At 36.3% G+C, this 20394-nt stretch carries 18 protein-coding genes; 5 read left to right on the top strand and 13 right to left on the bottom strand.

Annotated features, from left to right (window positions below; genetic code table 11):
* Nucleotides 1-21 precede the first annotated feature (21 nt).
* Nucleotides 22-969, bottom strand: a complete 948-nt coding sequence (locus BTN98_RS14490) for a YbgA family protein (RefSeq protein WP_060997905.1) — start codon at nt 967-969, stop codon at nt 22-24.
* 216 nt (nt 970-1185) lie between these two features.
* The gene (rlmF, locus tag BTN98_RS14485; RefSeq protein ID WP_060997906.1) at nt 1186-2208 is read right to left on the bottom strand and encodes a 23S rRNA (adenine(1618)-N(6))-methyltransferase RlmF; all 1023 of its coding nucleotides are present in this window, start codon (nt 2206-2208) and stop codon (nt 1186-1188) included.
* 235 nt (nt 2209-2443) lie between these two features.
* Between rlmF and BTN98_RS14480 the strand changes: the two genes are divergently transcribed.
* Entirely contained in the window at nt 2444-3577 is a 1134-nt protein-coding gene (locus BTN98_RS14480) for a transporter substrate-binding domain-containing protein (RefSeq protein WP_060997907.1), read from the top strand.
* A gap of 43 nt (nt 3578-3620) precedes the next feature.
* Here the strand turns inward: BTN98_RS14480 and viaA are convergent, their stop codons facing one another.
* Both viaA and BTN98_RS14470 read right to left on the bottom strand, forming a co-directional pair.
* On the bottom strand, nt 3621-5078 hold the full coding sequence (gene viaA / locus BTN98_RS14475) for an ATPase RavA stimulator ViaA (protein ID WP_060997908.1): 1458 nt from the start codon (nt 5076-5078) through the stop codon (nt 3621-3623).
* Nucleotides 5079-5136: 58 nt separating this feature from the next.
* Nucleotides 5137-6792, bottom strand: coding sequence for an ATPase RavA domain-containing protein (locus tag BTN98_RS14470; protein ID WP_060997909.1), 1656 nt, complete (start codon nt 6790-6792; stop codon nt 5137-5139).
* A gap of 399 nt (nt 6793-7191) precedes the next feature.
* Here BTN98_RS14470 and BTN98_RS14465 point away from each other — a divergent pair, with 399 nt between their 5' ends.
* Nucleotides 7192-8013, top strand: a complete 822-nt coding sequence (locus BTN98_RS14465) for a phosphate ABC transporter substrate-binding protein (RefSeq protein WP_060997910.1) — start codon at nt 7192-7194, stop codon at nt 8011-8013.
* A 106-nt stretch (nt 8014-8119) separates the two neighbouring features.
* On the opposite strand, the gene BTN98_RS14460 is transcribed toward BTN98_RS14465, so the two are convergent.
* The 3 genes from BTN98_RS14460 to BTN98_RS14450 are packed head-to-tail and all read right to left on the bottom strand — an operon-like array spanning nt 8120 to nt 10428.
* Nucleotides 8120-8977 carry a sulfurtransferase gene (locus BTN98_RS14460; RefSeq protein ID WP_060997911.1) on the bottom strand — a complete coding sequence of 286 codons (858 nt, stop codon included), beginning with the start codon at nt 8975-8977 and terminating at the stop codon, nt 8120-8122.
* Between the two features lie 16 nt (nt 8978-8993).
* Nucleotides 8994-9548, bottom strand: a complete 555-nt coding sequence (locus tag BTN98_RS14455) for a nucleotidyltransferase family protein (RefSeq protein ID WP_060997912.1) — start codon at nt 9546-9548, stop codon at nt 8994-8996.
* Between the two features lie 31 nt (nt 9549-9579).
* The gene (locus tag BTN98_RS14450) at nt 9580-10428 is read right to left on the bottom strand and encodes a DUF5718 family protein (RefSeq protein WP_412779401.1); all 849 of its coding nucleotides are present in this window, start codon (nt 10426-10428) and stop codon (nt 9580-9582) included.
* 182 nt (nt 10429-10610) lie between these two features.
* Between BTN98_RS14450 and BTN98_RS14445 the strand changes: the two genes are divergently transcribed.
* Complete coding sequence (locus BTN98_RS14445; protein ID WP_060997914.1) at nt 10611-11720, top strand: serine protease; 1110 nt, start codon at nt 10611-10613, stop codon at nt 11718-11720.
* A gap of 115 nt (nt 11721-11835) precedes the next feature.
* Nucleotides 11836-12777: a precorrin-2 dehydrogenase/sirohydrochlorin ferrochelatase family protein gene (locus BTN98_RS14440; protein WP_060997915.1), complete on the top strand. Its 942-nt coding sequence runs from the start codon at nt 11836-11838 to the stop codon at nt 12775-12777.
* 89 nt (nt 12778-12866) lie between these two features.
* Here BTN98_RS14440 and BTN98_RS14435 read toward each other — a convergent pair whose 3' ends face one another.
* A complete protein-coding gene (locus tag BTN98_RS14435) occupies nt 12867-13328 on the bottom strand; it encodes a DUF1097 domain-containing protein (protein ID WP_060997916.1) in 462 nt (153 codons plus the stop codon).
* A gap of 239 nt (nt 13329-13567) precedes the next feature.
* Between BTN98_RS14435 and nagZ the strand changes: the two genes are divergently transcribed.
* Nucleotides 13568-14572, top strand: a complete 1005-nt coding sequence (nagZ, locus tag BTN98_RS14430; protein WP_060997917.1) for a beta-N-acetylhexosaminidase — start codon at nt 13568-13570, stop codon at nt 14570-14572.
* Between the two features lie 55 nt (nt 14573-14627).
* Here nagZ and BTN98_RS14425 read toward each other — a convergent pair whose 3' ends face one another.
* From BTN98_RS14425 to BTN98_RS14405, 5 genes are all read right to left on the bottom strand, one after another.
* Nucleotides 14628-16136 (bottom strand): EAL domain-containing protein, encoded by a 1509-nt coding sequence (locus BTN98_RS14425; protein ID WP_167390206.1) that lies wholly within the window; start codon nt 16134-16136, stop codon nt 14628-14630.
* Nucleotides 16137-16742: 606 nt separating this feature from the next.
* Nucleotides 16743-17657 carry a cation diffusion facilitator family transporter gene (locus tag BTN98_RS14420; protein WP_060997919.1) on the bottom strand — a complete coding sequence of 305 codons (915 nt, stop codon included), beginning with the start codon at nt 17655-17657 and terminating at the stop codon, nt 16743-16745.
* A 227-nt stretch (nt 17658-17884) separates the two neighbouring features.
* Nucleotides 17885-18367 (bottom strand): hypothetical protein, encoded by a 483-nt coding sequence (locus tag BTN98_RS14415; protein WP_060997920.1) that lies wholly within the window; start codon nt 18365-18367, stop codon nt 17885-17887.
* A gap of 159 nt (nt 18368-18526) precedes the next feature.
* Nucleotides 18527-19213, bottom strand: coding sequence for a VC0807 family protein (locus BTN98_RS14410; RefSeq protein WP_060997921.1), 687 nt, complete (start codon nt 19211-19213; stop codon nt 18527-18529).
* Nucleotides 19214-19458: 245 nt separating this feature from the next.
* Nucleotides 19459-20223, bottom strand: a complete 765-nt coding sequence (locus BTN98_RS14405; RefSeq protein ID WP_060997922.1) for a hypothetical protein — start codon at nt 20221-20223, stop codon at nt 19459-19461.
* Between the last annotated feature and the right edge of the window lie 171 nt (nt 20224-20394).

Below are 20394 nucleotides of genomic sequence, written 5' to 3'. Positions count from 1 at the left end.
CATCTATAGTAATTAATGTTTTTATAACGAGTAACGTAACTTGAGACTTTCTGGATAAAGCTCTAGATAGGTTTGATCGGCTAAATAACTATCTGGATGTACTTTTAAATGGTGATTTATCAAGGTTAATGGTGCTATTAACGGTAAATTTCCTTCGCGATAACGCATAATCACATCACGCAGTTCCGCTTTTTGTGATTTGTCTAAATCCCGCTTAAAGTAGCCCTGAATATGCATTAATACGTTGGTATTATTTTTGCGGCTAGCTCTGTTCTTCAATGCATCCATAAATGACTGACGGTATTCAATAAAGAATGCATCCAAATCATCCCATTGATGAATATCAGAAACAAAACGGCCTAAGTCACGATAAGCTTGCTGATCATGCGCCATCAGACATAATTTATAACGCGAGTGAAATTTGATAATACTGTCACGGCTTACGCCATCAGCTACCGAGCGATATAAATCATCTAATGCGTAAATGCGGAAAATAAAATTCTCGCGTAATACTGGATCTTGTAAGCGGCCATCTTCTTCAATCGGTAGCCATGGCATTTTATCCATTAACCGTTGAGTAAAAATACCGACAGAGCCCCCCGGTACTGAATTACCATTGTCTAAGTATAATTTAACCCGTTCCATGCCACAGCTTGGCGACTTAGCACACACAATATATCCACGCAGATTCTCGAAGCTCGGTAATTGATTATCAGTAAATGCGATCATTTTATCTGTGTAATCAATACTATTATCTTTACTATCAACAAGACGAACATCAATGGTGTTATCAAGTAAACGAATAACTGGACGCGGTATCGTCATTCCAATACCGACTTCAGGACATACAGGTTTGAAGTCAAAATGTTCGCTTAATTCTTCATCAGCAAAACGATTTCGTTTATGACCACCATCAAAGCGAACTTTCTGCCCTAATACACAAGCGCTGATACCTACTGGAATCCCCATATTGCCTCCAAATCACACTCTAAAGTTGTACAATTGTTAAATGTTGTACAGTAAATGTAGCGAAGATATTTTCGTTGTACAACTTTTTTTTTGTATAACCCAGTAATGGGTTTATCAATAAAGATAAGCTCAAATCGCAGCCATAAAAAAAGCGACCATGATGGCCGCTTTAAGGAAATGTATGTAACGATTGAAAAGTTACAAAATATTAGGCAGTTACGCCCAACGCTCTGCTTGCCACTCTGCTTGCTGTTCTTCGTTTAAGAATGTCCACGCCACAACACGTGAGATTTTCTGTCCTTGTGACATTTCAATGGTTTTTACTTGGAATGCGCTAACTTTTTCAAGCTGCTTATAAATCACACCAAGATTTTCTTTCTTAGAAACCAGTGTAGTAAACCAGAAACACTGTGTTGCTTTAGTCGCACTTTGGTTGATCATCTTTTTAATAAAGCCAACTTCGCCACCTGTACACCACAACTCGGCTCTCTGACCACCAAAGTTAAGCACTGGCGTTGTAGATTCTGATTTGGCATTAAATGCCGAAAGCTTATTACTACGACCATGTGCTTGGCACTTTTTGCTTGAGTTAGAGGCAAGGTTACGCACTTTGCGTTCTGAACCTGCCATTGCTTCCGCTTCTGAACCGTGGAATGGCGGATTACACATGGTGAAATCAAACACTTCTTCTTCATTGATCATATCCGTAAAGATATTATCAACATTATTTTGCAGACGAATCTGAATCGCACCCTTTAAGCGAGGGTTATTTGCCGCAATGAATTTCGCCGATTTAACCGCTAATTTATCAATTTCAGAGCCAACAAACTGCCAGCCGTAAACACGATGACCAATGATCGGATAAACACAGTTAGCACCGATACCGATATCTAAACCACGAACACCTTTACCTTGAGGCACAGCACCGCCATTAGATTGCGCCAATAAATCGGCAATGTAATGAATGTAATCAGCACGGCCAGGGATTGGTGGGCACAAAAAGCCTGCTGGAATATCCCAGTAATCAACTTGATAAAAATGCTTTAACAGCGCTTTATTTAAGGTTTTTACTGCGAGAGGATCAGAGAAGTTTACGGAAAGATCACCATAAGCATTTTCACTAACATATTGTGCCAACTCAGGTGTAGATTGGGTTAGTGTCGCAAAATCATAACGCGCACGGTGTGGGTTACGTGGATGTAGGCCTTGTTTAGGCTGTGCGGCTTTCTTTTGGGTCATCTTTGCTACTCGCAGGAATCAAATACAATTGAGCGCAGCATTGTACATGCTAAACCCAGATAACCTTAGCACCTTAATAGTCAAATGCGCAATAAACACACAATTGGCATCAAAAACTGATCTCTTAGTTTTAAAAACTTGCCACATCATCCAATAAACAGCTCATTGTAATATCTATTATTGTTAAAGAAGCACTTATACTTAAATATTAATCAATCTTATTTGGAGTGATATTATGCCAATTAACTCCCTATCGTCTGCGCCTTATCTAGTACGTTATTGTTGGTTATTATCTATTATCGCTATGTGGGTGTTGATCGCACCTTATTCTGCTAATACTCATGCTGAGGCTAACATCAGCAATAAAACACTGCGCGTCGGCACCTATTCTTGCCCTCCCTTTGTAATGATTGATGATGAAAATAGCTATCAAGGCTTAAGCTTTTTACTGTGGAATAATATTGCGACCAATCTTAACCTTAACTATTCGGTTCAAGTTCTGCCACTCAAAGAGCTACTGGATGGTGTTGCTAATGGCAGCCTTGATATTGGCTTATCGTGTATATCTATCACCCCTGAACGCGAAGAAATATTGGATTTTTCACATTCTTTTTACGAGACCAATCTAGCCATCGCAGTTAAACAAAAAAGTCATTGGCAAACGTTTAGTCATATTATTTTTAATAAAAAACTGTTGCAGATCCTAGCCATTATATTGATAACCGCAGCGACGGTTGGTGGTATTTATTATCTACTTGAGCACCGTGTTAACCGTAAACTTTATTCTATGAAATCACCTCTAGCTCGATTAGTTGAAGGATTTATATTAGGGCTATTATTTATCACCAAAGGCCCGTTTAATTATTATGAATTTAAAACGTTAACTGGGCGAGTGCTCACGGTGTTATTAGCGGTTGTTACAACCTTATTTATAGCCAGTATCACTGCGGTTTTAGCAAGTTCATTTACTTTAGGTCTGATTAATAGTGATATAAAAAGCCCCAATGATTTAGATAATGTGCTCACTGGTGCCAAGCAATCATCAACCGCCTCAAATTTTTTAACGAACCACAGCATTAGTCATAAAACTTACCCGACCGTTGCCGCAATGCTGGTGGCTTTGAATAACGGCGAAATCAATGCACTTGTCGATGATGATGCTATTTTAAGGTATCAAATTAAAAAGGCGAAAAGCCAAGGTGATTACCAACGATTACAAGTACTTCCATATCAATTTGAAAAACAAAATTATGGTATCGTGCTGGCAGAAAATAGCCCTTATGATGAAATCATTAATCGTGAATTATTACAGTTTCGTAAAAGTAACCAATGGAAAAAGGCACTGACTGAGTATTTCAAAATAAAATAAAGGAGCCTCAAACGTGCTCCTTAAATCACAGCGTAAATAGCCGTTAACGCAATTTAAACAGCCGTCCAAGATGACTTAACGTTGACGGATGATAAGACCAACAATGATCAAATAATTCCAGTAATTCAGGATTACCATATTTTGATAAATTGACAGCATGAAACCGGTTTTTTTGCTGTTTTAGCTTTTGTACTCGTGACTGCATCGCGTCTGGCTGACTCGGCGCAATAAAATCTGATAGCACCACCAAATCAGCATTTTTGTATTTCCCTTCAGCCATAAGATCGATTGATTGATCCAATACTGGCCCTAAATCCGTTCCACCATGAAATGAGTATGACAAAAAGTTAACCACTTCATGTAATCCATCTTGTTTGGTTAATTCATAAGTGATTTGTTGGGTTGAGAACATGATCACAAAACAATCTCGCTCTTCAACGAGCGCTATTTGCATTAACCCATATGCAAGTGCTTTGGCACAATTTTCAGGAAAACCAGACATTGAGCCAGACGCATCAATACAAACAATAAATGGTCCTTTTGGCTGATCAACCTGTTTAGTTTGACGCTGAAAAGCCTTTACCTTGCGTAACTTTCGCTGTGTGCCTTGCATGCGATAATTCATTAACTGCTTATCAGCTAAGTGTTTATAAAAGATCACTTCAAGTTCAGGGTACGCTAAAAACATCGCTTCATTGGGTAATAACTTCGTCAAATCATCACTTTCATGGATACCAACAATATCATCGGTGACATTGTCACTAATTTCTTCCACCAGCTTCATTTGCTCAGCTTTTACACGCTCTTTATTAGGATCATCAACTTCATTTGCCATTCGACCTAATTTTTCAGCGATATCTTGCAGGCCATTATTCTTTTTTAAGAACGCTGCGATTTTTTTCATGACATCAACATCTGTTTTAGTCAATTTCGCTTGCGCCATATCCCATAAACGCCCCGCTTTACTTGCATCACCAGCATCTGTCACTGTCGCCATTTTTTTCATGGTTTCAATGCGTTGATAGAGATCTTGCAACAATTTGTCTTTTTGATCTTCTACTTCAGACTCTTGAGCTTCACGCAAAGCATGAGCAAGGTAGTCATACCATTTATCACAGAAGAAACGTTGAAACATAGGATTATGCTGATTTTGTTCTTTTGCAAATAAGCTTTTAGCTTTGAAATAAAATGCCGATTGGCCTTCTAATCGCTTAACGATCTGCTCAGAATGAGCAATAAAGTATTCTTGATTCCAAGTGCAAACCTGTTGGTAAAAATTGATCTCATCACTGAATTGTTCAACAACCGTTCCTTTTGCTGTCTTCTTTAGCATTTGACCACGCCATTTCATGATTTGATTCTTCATGGCGGTTTTCACTCCAGGACTCGCTTCAGCTGCCATTAACAATTGTGGCCGTACCATGACTTCATGTACAGCCGAATCAATAACACCCGACTCTGCAAGCATCAAAGCAAAATTTAACCCTTCAGATACTGGCATAGGCATCTATCCTTACTGTCTTTTTCATTATCTATAGCAATGTTGCTTACTATCTCAATCACTGTTGCGAAAAATATTCATCCATGTGAGTAATTCTAAAAGCACTTTTTTCAGCGACGAGTTTGACTTCTGCGACCTCTTCAACACAATCACTCAAACTTTGCTCGATCATTGCAGGAAAATCACCACTAATAAAATTATGTGGTAATGCGCCATGAAACGAAGTTCGCGCTTTAATTATATTATGTTCAGACTCAGTAATTTTCGCCATTGCCTGATCAACATCTTGTTGCCACTGTTGCTGTTGTGAGGCCTTTAAGCCTTTATTACCAGTCACACCCACAAGCACTGGTCGATTGGCAATATCTTTAATCACTAATCGATTTTCGGCATCTATTTCAAACTGTAGTCGACATAGATGAGTATTTTTATTTACGAAGCCATAAATATCGCATTTTCCAGTACGAATTTTTTTATCAAACTCATCCCCATCAATATAAACCCAGCGGCTATCACCTAGTTCTTGTTCTGACACCGAAGTATTTTGCTGCAACATCACGAGTTTGATCATGCGTGGATTATTATTAATATTAAACCGCGTTGCTGTGGCAAAGTTATATTTAAACCACTCTTTGCGCATTGTGCTCTCACGCGTAAAAGTTAACGCAAGCTGAGTACATATATCCTGATTAATGGCATCAATCAGCACCAAGGTTTGTTTGGCATCAGCAACGGCATCTTTCTGATCAAACGCATATTTTGTCGCAAATTCTTGCATAATAGTAACAATAACATTGCGTGATTCAGGGCTGTGCCATAAACAATCTTGAAGTAGTAGTAAATCAAGTGGATTAATTTGATCTCGTCCATTAAAGAATGCACTTGCTTTCAATAACCGTACTGACTTTTTCCAGCGTCGATCTGAAATATACAACTCGCTCTCTGCTGCATGTTCGGTAATTTCACCTGAACGTGCTTCTATCATTGACTTTAACTGATAAATTTTTTCAAAAAGGGTGTCAGTTAGAGTGACATCTTCAATATGCTGTTGCCAGTTTTGATACTCATCATCTTTGATGGTTAATGCTGGATCTATTGAAGTTAGCCCGCAACCATCCCCCATTAACATTGACTTAAAGTTGCTTTTTTCTTGAATGCGATTAACAAATACTCGTACTAACATACGATCATACAATGCATCTAACCCGCTATCTGCATCTGGTAATTCATTAGACGCAGTAATCAATAGTCGCATCGGTATTGGCAGAATATCCTGACCATTTTTAAATGTACGTTCATTAACAACAGTTAATAATGTATTTAGAATAGCTGGACCTGCTTTCCAAATTTCATCAAGAAAAACCACTTGAGCGGTTGGTAAATAACCATCAATTAAACGGACATATTTGCCATTGTCTTTTAGTTCTTGAATAGACAATGGACCAAATACTTCTTCAGGAGTCGAAAAACGGGTCATTAAATAATCAAAGAATTTACTATCATCAAAAGCTTGGATTAATCGTTTAGCAATTAGGCTTTTAGCAATACCTGGAGGTCCTAATAAAAATACACTTTCCCCTGCCAATGCGGCTAAGAGGCATAACTTGATCGTTTCTTCACGTTCATAAACGCCATTAGATAACCCACTAATCAGTTTTTGAATACGTTCTGATAAAATAGCTTTATTCGGTGCTGCTGTTGCGACTGTAAGCATATATCCAACCTTGAATTCTTTTCCTACCCTATATTGGTGTTTCGCATACTACTTGTTATGCGTAAAGTCATACCAATACGTTACTGCTTTGTTACAGTTATAGCATGATTTTATATCTGATACATCTTATACACTTGTTTAATAATAAGGATTAATTGAAGGTTGATAAACAAAATAACAGCAGCTCTGTAAATATAGCCGATATAAATGCAGTGAAAGCTAATAATATAATAAATCAGATAGTTGTAAGTCAGTCTAAGATTATAGAGCTCTTTTAAGACTCGGTTACGCATAGATTATCACGTTATTAAGTTCATAAAATCGTGGTTTAAGTTTCACATTAACGTCATGTTAGCGTAATAACATATTTACTTATCATTAAATTAATGGAGTAAATAAATGCTAACCAAGGCAACTACTTTATGCGTGCTCTGCACAACACTCGCATTTAGCGCTCAAGCTAACGATACCGTCACTGTTGCCGGTTCAACCTCTGTCAGTCATATTATGGATATTCTTGCTGAACACTATTCAGTCAAACATCCTGACACTAAAATCAATGTGCAAGGGATAAGCTCATCGGCAGGGATCGTCGCCCTTAAAACAGGTACCGCTGAAATTGGCATGAGCTCGCGCTTTATAAATTCAACGGAGCTTGATAATAATTATACGATCACCCCTATCGCTCATGACGGTATTGCGCTGGTGGTAAACCCTAACAATCCTGTTAATAATATTACCCGCTTACAAGTGGATAATATTTATCATGGTGTCACTAAAAACTGGCAACAGGTAGGGGGGAATAATAATCCAATAGCGGTTGTCAGCCGTGAAAATGCATCAGGTTCACGTTTTTCATTTGAACACTTTATGAAACTGACTAAAGATATAGCGGGTTTTACGGTATCAGACATTAACCCTGAAGTTTTGATCGTAAGCACCAATGGTATGGTAAAAAGTTTAATTGCTCGCAATCAACAAGCTATTGGCTATTTATCTTTTGGCTCTGTTGATAGTTCAATAAAGCCGTTATCTTATAATGGTGTATCTCCAAGTATTAAAAATATTCAATCTGGTGAATATAAAATGGCACGTCCATTTTTGATTATGTATAAGAAGCAAGGTTTATCAGCTAACGCAAAACAATTTATCCAATTTTTAAACTCTGATAACGCCAAGAAAATCATTAACGATAATGGCTATATTGCCGAGCAATCTTAATCACGGTTGATTTTCAGAGTAACAGCCACTCGTGATAAGTAGTACGTTTTAACAAAAAAGGTAAAAAGGCTTTTAGTTAGTAAATCTCGCTAAAAGCCTAAGTTGATTATTTAACTACTGGATAGTTTTCGTTGGCGCCCCATTCTGTCCATGAGCCATCGTAAACAGTGATGTTGTCACGCCCAGCTTGCTGTGCTGCAAGTGCTAAAATACAAGCCGTTACACCAGAACCACAACTAAAGATCAACCGTTGCTGATTATTACTTAACGCATCAAACTGTTGTTTTAATAGCTCTGTCGCTAGAAAATGACCATTGACTAATAAATTACCAAACGGTAAATTTTTAGCGTTTGGCATATGACCACTACGTATTCCCGCCCGCGGCTCTTTTACTGTAGCTAAAAAGCGAGCACTTGGACGTGCATCGATAATTTGAATCTGTTTATCATCCAGTTTTTGACACAATCTATCAGCATCAATCACCCAATTAGGACGAAATTTAGCACAAAAATCACCGCTTTCAATTGCAGCTGGCTCACCCGTTTGGGTTGCATAACCTGCTGCTAACCATGCCGGTAATCCACCATCAAGTACTGAAACGTTATCATGCCCCATTACTTTAAACATCCACCATCCACGCGGCGCTGAAAACATGCCTTGGCTATCATAAATTACGACATGGCTAGTATTATTGACGCCTAATTTTGCGACTTCAGTCGTGAATAAATCCGCTGGCGGCAACATATGCGGTAAATCAGTGTTTGGCGCCGCTATTTGGTGATTAAAATCAAAAAATTGTGCCGTTGGAATGCGAACATCAATAAATTCTTGCTTAGGATCACGAGGAACATCAGGCATAAAAGCACTGGCATCCAACACCACAATTGATGCAGCTAACACAGCATCAGATAATTGTTGATTGAGCCATGCAGCAGAAACGATATTATTAGCAGGCGATATCATAAAACAGTCCTTAGGATTAATCCGCAGTCATAATCATTAAATTAGGCCACAATACCTGCCAATTTTTGTCTTGAATACGCTGTTGATAAATGGCAGGTCTTGGGTAATGTGGATTGATGCTAACATGTAATGACCAGTTATGCTCTAACCCATAGGCTGCAGTAAAAATTAAGCTATTATCTGCTATTAAGCGAACGCCAACACAGGTTGGAATTTCAACCCAGCGTGAAATAGCGTCGGCACTATTTTGGTAAGCTTGGTGCTGATGCTTAATGTGCATTCGCGCTTGGTTTTTCACTTCCCAATTAAAATGCGGTAATTGCTGTTGTAACAATGCCGCGTAATGCGCTTCTGTGGCTAATGAACAATCATGAGGATCAAAATAAACCACATCAATATCATTTAAAGGTGTCATCGGTAGATCGTGTAGATGATCCCATATGGCATTACGGACAAACCCAGCAGCAATAAACCAATCAGGTAAATTAAGCTCACGTACTGCCCGTAAACATGCCATTCTGATTGAATCTCTCTCGATGACAGCAGCGGTCTCAAAAACTAAATCGGTCATCGTATTTCAATCTCTTACGGTTAATAGCACACTACAATGGATTAACTTGCTGAATTAATACAGACATACTATCGTCAGTTAAATCGTTGGTGGTTGCCATCTGCATAATTTCGTCAGCACTATAACGTCGACCATCATAAACAACCACGATACTCGTATCACCATTTTGCAAGAAATGGGTTTCACCATATGGCGTATAACGTGTTGCACCAATACTGATCACAGCTTGTGTTGGGTACTGACTTTGCTGTAGAAGTTGAGCAATATTTTCTGTTGGGCCAAGATCTTGCTGATGATTCATGCGCTCAACAATCCAATCTAATAGTGTATTATGAAAGTAACTATAACCGACGACTGCACTGTCTTCACCATAACGATGAATATCCCCATCACGGTAATGAAAACTCGCAATCCGATGATGATCTAAAATACCGCCTTCAGCAAAGTGATCAATAGCAATAAGATTGTCACTGATACCTTTACTATTGATACCCCAATTTTTCTTTTCACTGATCTTTTTTGCATGAGGTTTACGAATAGAACAATCGTTATAAGCACTAAAATAACGCGGCACTAACGCAGCGACGGTTTGGGTTACACCATCGGCATCAAGGTTATATACCACATCACAAATCAATGCGACTTCAGGCTCAATTTGCAGATTATCGGCATCATTTGGTGGTGTAATAGTAGTTGACGATAGCGGGTAAACGGCTAATTGCCCACTTTCAAGATTGGGTAAATAAAAAGGGAAAATAGCTTTGGGTTGGATAGCTTCTTTCACTTCAACAGTAATAAAATCAGCAGCCTCACCAGCTTGTTCCAAGTGCCCTGCAAAATTACCAGCAACACCAAAACCAATATCTTGATTAAACACAATTTATCCCAAAATACTCATAAAAAATAGGTCGCTATAATAACCATTAATATGACTATTTTCCGTTATCAAGTTAACAATTATTGGCCACCATCGCATAACATTCTTATTTTTGATTCAAGCCTGATCACAATTTAGTCATACGGTAACTACCCTTAAAATAACAGTAGTAATAAGGGATTATCATGCCGTTACTTCATTTAAAGCGTACAATGCGTCATTTGCTATTATTAGTTGTCATTGCTACTGGCCATATTTCACAGCATGCTAATGCCGCGCAAGCAATTCCTAAAGCAATTAACAGTAATCCAGCCTCTCTTTACGCGCCATTATTATTGCCTTGGCAAGCGGCATTGACCTCATCAAATACAACCGATGTCTACTGCGGCGCTGTTGTCATTAGTGACCACTGGCTGATAACAGCTGCCCACTGCAATAATAATTATATTCATCATGTGATTGCAGGGGTGTCATCTATTCCACAGTTCGGCTCTCAGTCACTCCCTGGGCAGTATAAATTCAATATTACTCATCGAGTTAGTCACCCTTATTACGATGAGACAATTTTTGCTAATGATATCGCGTTAATTCGAGTTGATCGTTCATTACTCACTGTAGCAAAACCGATACTTATCACCTCTCTTGCGGAACAACAAACAGCTGACAATATTTTTGCTAATCAATGGGTAACGCATCAAAACTCAAAAGCAAACCTTATTGCTTCAGGTTGGGGAAAAACCAATATAGATTCAACATTTAGTTATCCGGCACAATTACAACTGATTACATTAGCCGGCGTACCTGATGATCTTTGTAGCGGCTTACGCACTGATAATTCCAATATTATTTGTGCTGATTCCAACATTGATGGCTTAATTAAAGATGTTTGTAGTGGTGATTCTGGTGGGCCTTTAATTTGGCAGGATTCGCAAAAAAAAGCGGATAATGATTTTGGACTACGCGTTATTGGCATCACAAGTAATGGCGAACAATGTCAAGATCGTCTAAATGATCCGACTCACCAATACCAACAACTTCCAGGTCAATACACAGAATTAGCCCCTCTGAGAGCATGGTTAGAGTCTTATATTAAACAATACGATCAGTTAACCGACTTTTCGCTTTCCACACACAATTCTGCCCCTAATTACAATCAAGATCCATTCGTCGTTGCTAACGACTACCCTCAAGATTACCAATTGGTAGAAACACATTCCTCATCAGCAGGTAGTATTCCGTTAAGCATTTTTATTATGCTCTTAGCGATAGCTTTATTTCGAATAAGGAATAAATGATAATAATAAATAACAATTAACACACTATTTTTAGATAATAAAAAATACAATATTGCCATCAAGCTTTATTAAGTAATAATAGAGAAATATTGATACTTATAATGGATATTATAAAATGGATTTCTTCCCAGTATTTCTAAAAGTAAATCATAAACAAATTATCGTCATTGGTGGTGGTGAAGTTGCCTGTCGAAAAGTAGACTTATTATTAAAAGCACATGCCAATGTTACAGTGGTATCACCGCAACTGCACCCTCACTTACAAACGTTACTTGAGCAACAGCTAATTGTGCACATTAATCAGCCTTATCAATCTTCACAATTAGTCGGGGCAGATCAAGTTTGGGCAACAACAGACTCATCGACACTTAATCACCAAATTTATCATGATGCTAATGCATTAAAAATTTGGACCAATGTGGTTGATGACCCTGCATTTTGTGATTTCATTACACCGTCAATGGTCGATCGCACTCCAATCCAAGTCGCGATATCGAGTGGCGGAGCTTCTCCGGTTTTAGTGCGCTATTTACGAGAACGCTTAGAGACCTATTTACCACAAAATTTAAGCTTATTGGCAACTTTTTCAGGTAATCAACGTCAACGTATTAAGCAGCACTTCAACACCGTAGATGAAAGACGCAAGTTTTGGGAACAATTCTTTCGCTTGAGCGCTGTAGAACATGCACGAACAGATGAAGCATTAGAAGAAGCTTTTCAGCAATTATTAACCGAAAAAAGTAATCACAATGGTGGCAATGTTTATTTAATTGAAACTGGCCATGATCCTGAATTATTAAGCCTTAAAGCCCTACGCTTAATGCAACAGTCAGAACATGTGCTTTACCATGATGATGTCGCAGAGGTGTTTGTAGATTTATGTCGACGAGATGCTGATCGTGAACGCTGTGATTATAACAATGTTCAAACACTTACAGATAAATTGGTGCAACAAGGTGTTCGTGTATGCGTATTAGCAACCAAAGATAATCATCGCCCAGCAATTAAGAATTATTGCACCCATAATAAAGGAATTTTCGTGCCTATTTTAGGTTAAGCTAGCCCCTCTTTTAACCAAACAGCTTTAAACAAAAACGCAGAACAAAAGTTCTGCGTTTTTATTATCACTATTTACGAAACACGACTTTATTCATAATGCGGTGACATTTTTGCATGCAACCAGATACCGGTTGTTTTCATTAAATAGCCAAAGATCACACCAACAATAAGCGACGGAATAACTAATTGCCAATTACCTGCTGCTGCAAATGTTGCACATGAACCAATAAATGTACCAGGAATAAAGCTCAACCAACGCTTTTTAGCTTGAGCACACATCATAAATGCAACTAAAGCCGTGATAATATAGCCAACAATCTCCAAATTAATGATTGAAGATAATTTAATAATTACCATTGCCCAAAATACACCACTAAGGTTAGTTGCAATACTTAATCCTACCCCTTTGATGCCATCACGTTGTAAAGCAAAATATGTTGTACATCCTAAAAAGCCGCCCCAACTAAGCAAACCAAGAGAAACAGCAACCCAACCCCAAATACCAGAAAGAATACCTGTCGTTAAGGCGATAGCGATAAGCAAAGACATTATTGATCCCACGTCAGTTTTTTAACAATGCGTAGTCTATAGGAAGCTTCATCGTACTTAAAACGATTTAGATCACATATGGACAAATAAACTTACATTCGGTTACCTTTTTTCGCGACAAGTCTCACGTGATCATTTGCCACTAATACGGCACAAACTAAATAAAATAGAGATTAGAAATTGCGGTTACAGCAAACTGTGATAATTTATTCGCTCTATTTGTTTGCCGGAGTACCTTCATGGGACCTTTAATGCTTGATGTTTCAAGCTATGAACTTGATGCAGAAGAACGTGAAATTATTCAACACCCTACAGTGGGTGGCATTATTTTCTTTGCCCGTAACTATGATAATCGCGATCAACTTCGAGCACTGATAAAAGATATTCGCCAGACAGCAAAACGTCCACTAATTATTGGTGTTGATCAAGAAGGTGGCCGCGTGCAACGTTTCAGGGAACAATTTACTATACTCCCTCCTGCACGTGCATTTGCTGAATCTGACAATGGCTTAGCATTAGCTACCACTGGCGGATGGTTAATGGCTGCTGAATTATTAGCCATGGATATTGATATTAGCTTTGCACCTGTTTTAGATTTAGGCTTTGCTTGTAAAGCAATTGGTGATCGTGCTTTTTCAAATAATCCAGCTGATATTATTCGCTATGCATCAGCCTTTATTGATGGAATGACAACAGCAGGTATGGCTGCTACAGGTAAACATTTTCCTGGTCATGGTGGTGTTATTGCAGACTCACACCTCGAAACACCTTACGATTCTCGTGATAATATCAAACAACATGATATGTCGGTGTTTAGCCATTTAATCAGTAACAATAAACTTCAAGGGATTATGCCAGCCCATGTCGTGTTTGATGCCTATGATGAGCGTCCAGCAAGTGGTTCTGAATATTGGCTTAAACAAGTACTTCGACAAGAGCTCGGCTTTAATGGTGTTATCTTTTCTGATGATCTTAATATGAAAGGTGCAGATGTATTGGGCAGCTATAGTGAACGCGCTATTGCTGCTCAGCAATCGGGCTGTGATATGGTGATGTTATGTAATAACCGCGAAGGCGCAGTACAAGCTCTCGATGGGTTACCCCAAACACAAGTACCTATTCTTAATAGCTTATTAAAACAACCGACTGCTGAGTTTAAGGCATTAATGCAAACTCGCGAATGGAAACAAGCTCAACAAGCTATTTCCGTTCTAGTTGATAAGTGGCATAACAAAAACAGTTAATTTAATTATATTTACAACAACACCTTATGCTTTGCACATAAGGTGTTGTTAAATATTACCTTTGGTCTTCTTTAAAATAACGACTAAACTGCTCAAATTTAAGCGGCTCTGAAAAATAAAAACCTTGCTGTAAATAGACACCATGTTGTAATAAGTAATCAGATTGTTGTTTTGTTTCAACACCTTCCGCAATCATCTCCATTCCTGCCTTTTTACCAAAAGCAATGATTGAATCTAATACAAATAGTTTATGATCATGTGTACCAATCATATCAACAAACATCTTATCTATTTTCAAACTTTGTAAATTTAAGTTTTGTATGTAACTAAAGCTTCCATAGCCTGTACCAGCGTCATCTAGCTTAACATTAATACCTTGCGCTTTTAAATAATCAATCACACTTGCAGCTTTATCTAAATCAGTAAAAGACATTCTTTCTGTAATTTCAAATGCAATTTGTTTCGGTAAAATAGTAGATTTAATAATTAAATCAACAACTTTCCTCATACTCTGTTTATTTTCTAATTGTTCAGGTACTAAATTTATACTAATAATAGCTGAACTCTTTTGCCAATTTAATGAACTTAATTGTATTAATGTTTTCTCAATTAAAACATTAGTAATATCTATAATTAAACTACTTTTTTCTGCATAAGGAATAAAATCATCAGGTGATATCAACTCTTTTTTATTAAACCACCACCTTACTAATACTTCACAACCATACATTTTATTATTATTAACATTTATAATAGGCTGGTAGTAAGGAATAAACTCTTTGCGTGTTATTCCTTTTTCAATTAACGAATGTAATGATAACTTTCTTTTAATATGGAAATTAATAACTAAAAAAACAAACAAACCCAATATTCCACCAATAATAAATAACAATGGTTTCAAATCCATTGAAATAATTGATAGTAATTTAGGATCAACATAATTACTTAATATTAAACCATTACTAAATACTATACTTGTGATTGGTTGTAATTTTAATAAACTTTTTTTATCTTGATGGGAGTATATTTTTTTTTCTGTATTTTCGACTGTCGAGATCACACTCAAAATACAATTATCACAATATTTATTGTGTATAACATTCGAAATAATTGGCTCAAAACGGATAACAACTTGGCCTAGTTTACCTTTCCATATCAATGAAAGTATAGATTGTTGATTAACACTATTTACAGTAGCCCATAGAGAAAGATTCTTATCTAGCTTTTTTATAAATACTGACGTCGAATTAAGCTCAGCTTTATTATCAAAGCTTGAACAATACTTATTATTATTCGTTTCAATATCAATATTCCTAATATAATAATTATCATATGTTATTTTTTCTATGTAATTTTTATCATGACTTCCACAATCAAATCTAATATTTTTGACAATTGGTTTTATAAAAGATTGATAATCTCCTATCGTCGTGGTGTAATTATCAATTAGATCACTGGATATTGTATTCAGCGTAGAAGATAGTTGTACTCTGGCAAAATAATGAGAAAATAACGTAAAACACACAGCCATAATAATAACAATTATAATAGCAACTAAGCTCATAGTTGTAGAGTACTTAGCTATTAACTGCGTTTTAAGCCATGATTTCACTTTATATATTACACTCATTATATTAATAATATTAATCTTCTACTGAAATTTTCTTATGATGGATAGAATCTTAACTGAAATATTTAATTACAACAATAATAATATTCATAAGTTTTAAAGACAATCAGAAGCAAATTAATTAATAGATTTAATATAATAACATTTGTACATTATTAATACATAAAAGTACCTCTCGGCACTTTTATTATATCATTCAGTAATAATAACTATAATACTTAATTATATAACTAATACTATAAACTATCTTTTGAATAATTAACGGACTTCGAGCATTTCTTTTTCTCTTTCAAGATAATATAAAATGCACCAACAATAAACGCTATAGTGAGTAAAATCTCCATAATTAACCTTTATATCTATAATAACAAATTTTAACTGAATAACTTCAGATAATAACTAATTGTGATTTGACTGTATTGCCACCAAATTCTCTATCAATTTACATGATCGTACTAGTAATGCATCAATTAAGTTATAAAGTTGTGATAATTCGCGGTTAAAATTTAGGGGGGCGCAAAAAGTTGCACACAAAACAGGCTACAACCACCGTTCTTGTGCTGTAAAGCTCACCGACAGCCATGTTTCACCCAGTTCATCAGAGAGTCGATCCCATAGTTGCTGACGAATATGATCTTGTCGTTTGGTTGGCCATTTGTAATCATCTTTTACCAAAATATTTATTTCTAAATCGTACTGTCGCCCTATTTTTGCAAAATGGTGGGTATAATCATCAAATCCATACTCTTTAGACAATGCTTCAATAACTTGATCAACATGTCGTTGAGCACCATCCTGAGGAGCAACAAGCAACACCTCTTTCAGATTTCGACGTAAAACATTAATTGGTAAGATAGAGGCGAATAGAGCTAATGTGGTAACTAAAATAGGATCAATATAGGCGTTCCATTTACTGTAGCCTAACCAATCACAAATCATCACAGAGATAAAACCAATTAAAATAGCGGCACTTAAAATGCCATCAATTAACCATTCTTGAGAGTCGACTCGTACTAATTCTGAGTCAACACTTGATGCAATGTGCTTTTCAATTACATAAATACTAAAACAGCTAATGGTTGATAACACAGCATAAATAAGTGCATCTTTCAGTATAATATTATGACCACCATCCATAATTGTAAGAATACCTGTAATAAAAGCAAACACACAAGTAACTAAAATCATTATGCCATTAACAACATTAATTAATGGTTCTAAATGTGCGTAACCAAACTGAAATTGTGCATCATCGGGTTTACTGACCAAATAAGCGGTATATAAACTTAACCCTGTCATCCCCATACTGAGCAATGAAAACATACCATCAAGTAAAATTGCATTAGATCCAACATAAAACCCGTAGCTAATACCAAGTATTGACACAAAAATAGTACCAGCTAACGATAATTTAAGTGCTGCACGTTCTTTACTAACTTTACGGTAAGTAACCATAATGTCCTCCCAAAAGACAATATCCTTATTATTTTTAAGGTTGTATATTATTGTTACGCCGTAAATATAGTTAAAATGGATAACGACGATATAATGACTGTTGTATTAAATATAGTATTTAATACAAATTAAGTATTGTCGTTGATAAGAATTTATAATCTAACAAAAAACAAAAAAGTCATTACTAATCATAATTTTAATTAATATTCACTATAAAAGAAAAGCTGCTATTTTTGTCGAATTAACTCTAGACGCTCAACATCTGCATAAAATGTTACCATTTTAACGCGACTAATAGCATATTCAAAACTGCTTCTCTGACACATTATTTGCGATGAAGAAGAGATTCGATTCCGAGGCTTTCGCTCAATATGACGATTATATTGCTGTTCTAATGCGGTACAATTCGCATGACGTTGGCAAGCATCATAACGTGCCTCTTTCAACGTCAACCAATAGGCTTCAAATTGATATAATGCTTTGTGTAACTCATTCATATTATCTTTAGTTATCTCTCCTTCTAATGCATTAACTTGTTGTAGCTGTATCGCGATAAAGTCATTAAAATAATCATGTTTTTGAGACGAAAAATAATTATCACAATGAACATCTCCATTACTGACACTAATATTTTTATTTAATTCTGCAACATCTGCAGATGAGCATGCTATTGTCAGCAACAATGTGCAGAGTAATGGAAATGGCTTCATATTACCCTCCAATAATAAATAATAATATCATTATGGCGCACTCGTTATAGCACCGCATTAATTCTACAAAATATCTTATAATTGAGATTTTACAGATATAAAAAAGCCAATAGTGTTTAATAACATTATTGGCTATATTTTACTTTAAAACACTATCCTTTATTGTGTTTTAAAAATTTGTACTGTTTCAAGTTTAGTCATTTTGCGGATTTGACGCCAAACAAAATAAAATATCCCCATCATCATCAACATTGATGGAATAGCAATCACGGGATAACTCAATAACGTCATTCGCCCTAACTCTTCGTTAAATGCTTCAGTTCCTGCCGGGCTCGTAACAATCACGGTAGCAAGGATGTAATTCATTATTGATGAGAAAGCGAAAGTACTCGCAAATAAATAATTAGATTGAACTAAGCAACGATCAAAAGCTTGCTGCTGGTTAGATTCCATTAATTTTTGTTTAATCAGACCTAAATTTAAAATACTATCGTTAAAAATCATTTTAGTAACAATAGGATATTTAGTAAACGTAGAACCAAGAACAACAATACCAATAATACCAGGAATTAACGCCTCTTTAACAGCAAGCCATTGGGTATCAAGTTCTAACACGCCAATACCGCCAGTAAGTAACACGCTCACGATACCAAGTATCGCAATAAAATTGAATTTCTTCTTCTTGAGTAACTCATAGCCACCAAATACGACAGGGAAAGCTAAAGCAACCAGCAATGCCCCTACCGAACCAAGACGATCATCACCGCTCATTTTCATTAAGATGATGGATGGAACAACGACGTTAAAAATAATTTCATTTAACGGATTGGTTTTCTTTTCAGCCATAATTCCTAATAATTTCCTTTATTCATAATTATGTCACTTTGCACTTAACACACTAACAATATCTATTAATACTAAACAATACTTCCAAACTTATTGCTCTTATCATAGTAATTCTAGTAAAAGCTTAAAGTCTGTTATTTCCCTACTTTGATTGTTTCGTTTATCAATATAACTGTAAAGAACAATATCGTTACAAACCATTAAAAACATAATCATCATATTGATAAAACAATGACTAACAATAACTAAAAACTACCACTTACGGTTAAGCTTGCTATAAGTGCTAAAGTACATGCGCATGCTAACATCGCCAACACTGGCTTGGTTTTTGTAAATAATGCCATTAACCATAGTCCTGTTGCGATTAGCAGGCAGCCAATACTGATCACACGCCAGATAAACGGCAATAAAATATCATGATGTGTTTGTCCAATAATCGTTTCTACATCTAAACTTGCAACAATCAGTACTACAACAGCGATAAAAGCACCAAAGATAGGCAAAGTGATATTTAGTGGATCAACTTTATGCTGCGCTTTCACTAGCATTGCATGTGCTAATAAAGTACCACCAAAACCAACACTAAATATAATGGTTGTTACATTACCAACATTACCGTAATTAGCACTAAAACTTAAGATGTTGATAATATAAGCGACACTCCATAGCAACATAATAACAACAATGCTTTTTCGTGTGCTTTCTTTACCAAGCAGACGATTTTCACATAAGCTATAAATTAATGTTAACGCGACAAACACTAACACAAACACAACTGCACCAGAGTTTGCTACATTAATAGTTGATTGCATTATCATCAATGTGGCTTCACGAATTAATAACGAAGCAATTAATAGCCAACTGATTAAAGGTAAGAGCTTCATTACACGATCATGTTGCCCAAAGCATAATTTACCCGACAGCATTACCCCACCAATAATGATAAATGCACCTATCGCAAATTGTGCTAGAACATCTGATAATACTATTGGCCAATCATTCCACTGCATTTTGACTCCTAATACAGTCTTACTCTAAATACCATTATTGACAGAACCAATCCAATTCAAAATGCCATAATGGAGTTTAATAAATGGTTATTTTGCCTAATTGTAAGAATGAGTGCAAAATTCTTGACATAAAAACATAAATTCAGACGCAAAAAAATCACTTTGAGAATC

Origin of the sequence: Photobacterium aquimaris (assembly GCF_002954455.1) — a bacterium.
Classification (GTDB): Bacteria; Pseudomonadota; Gammaproteobacteria; order Enterobacterales; family Vibrionaceae; genus Photobacterium; species Photobacterium aquimaris.
This window is presented reverse-complemented; position numbering and strand designations above follow the sequence as displayed.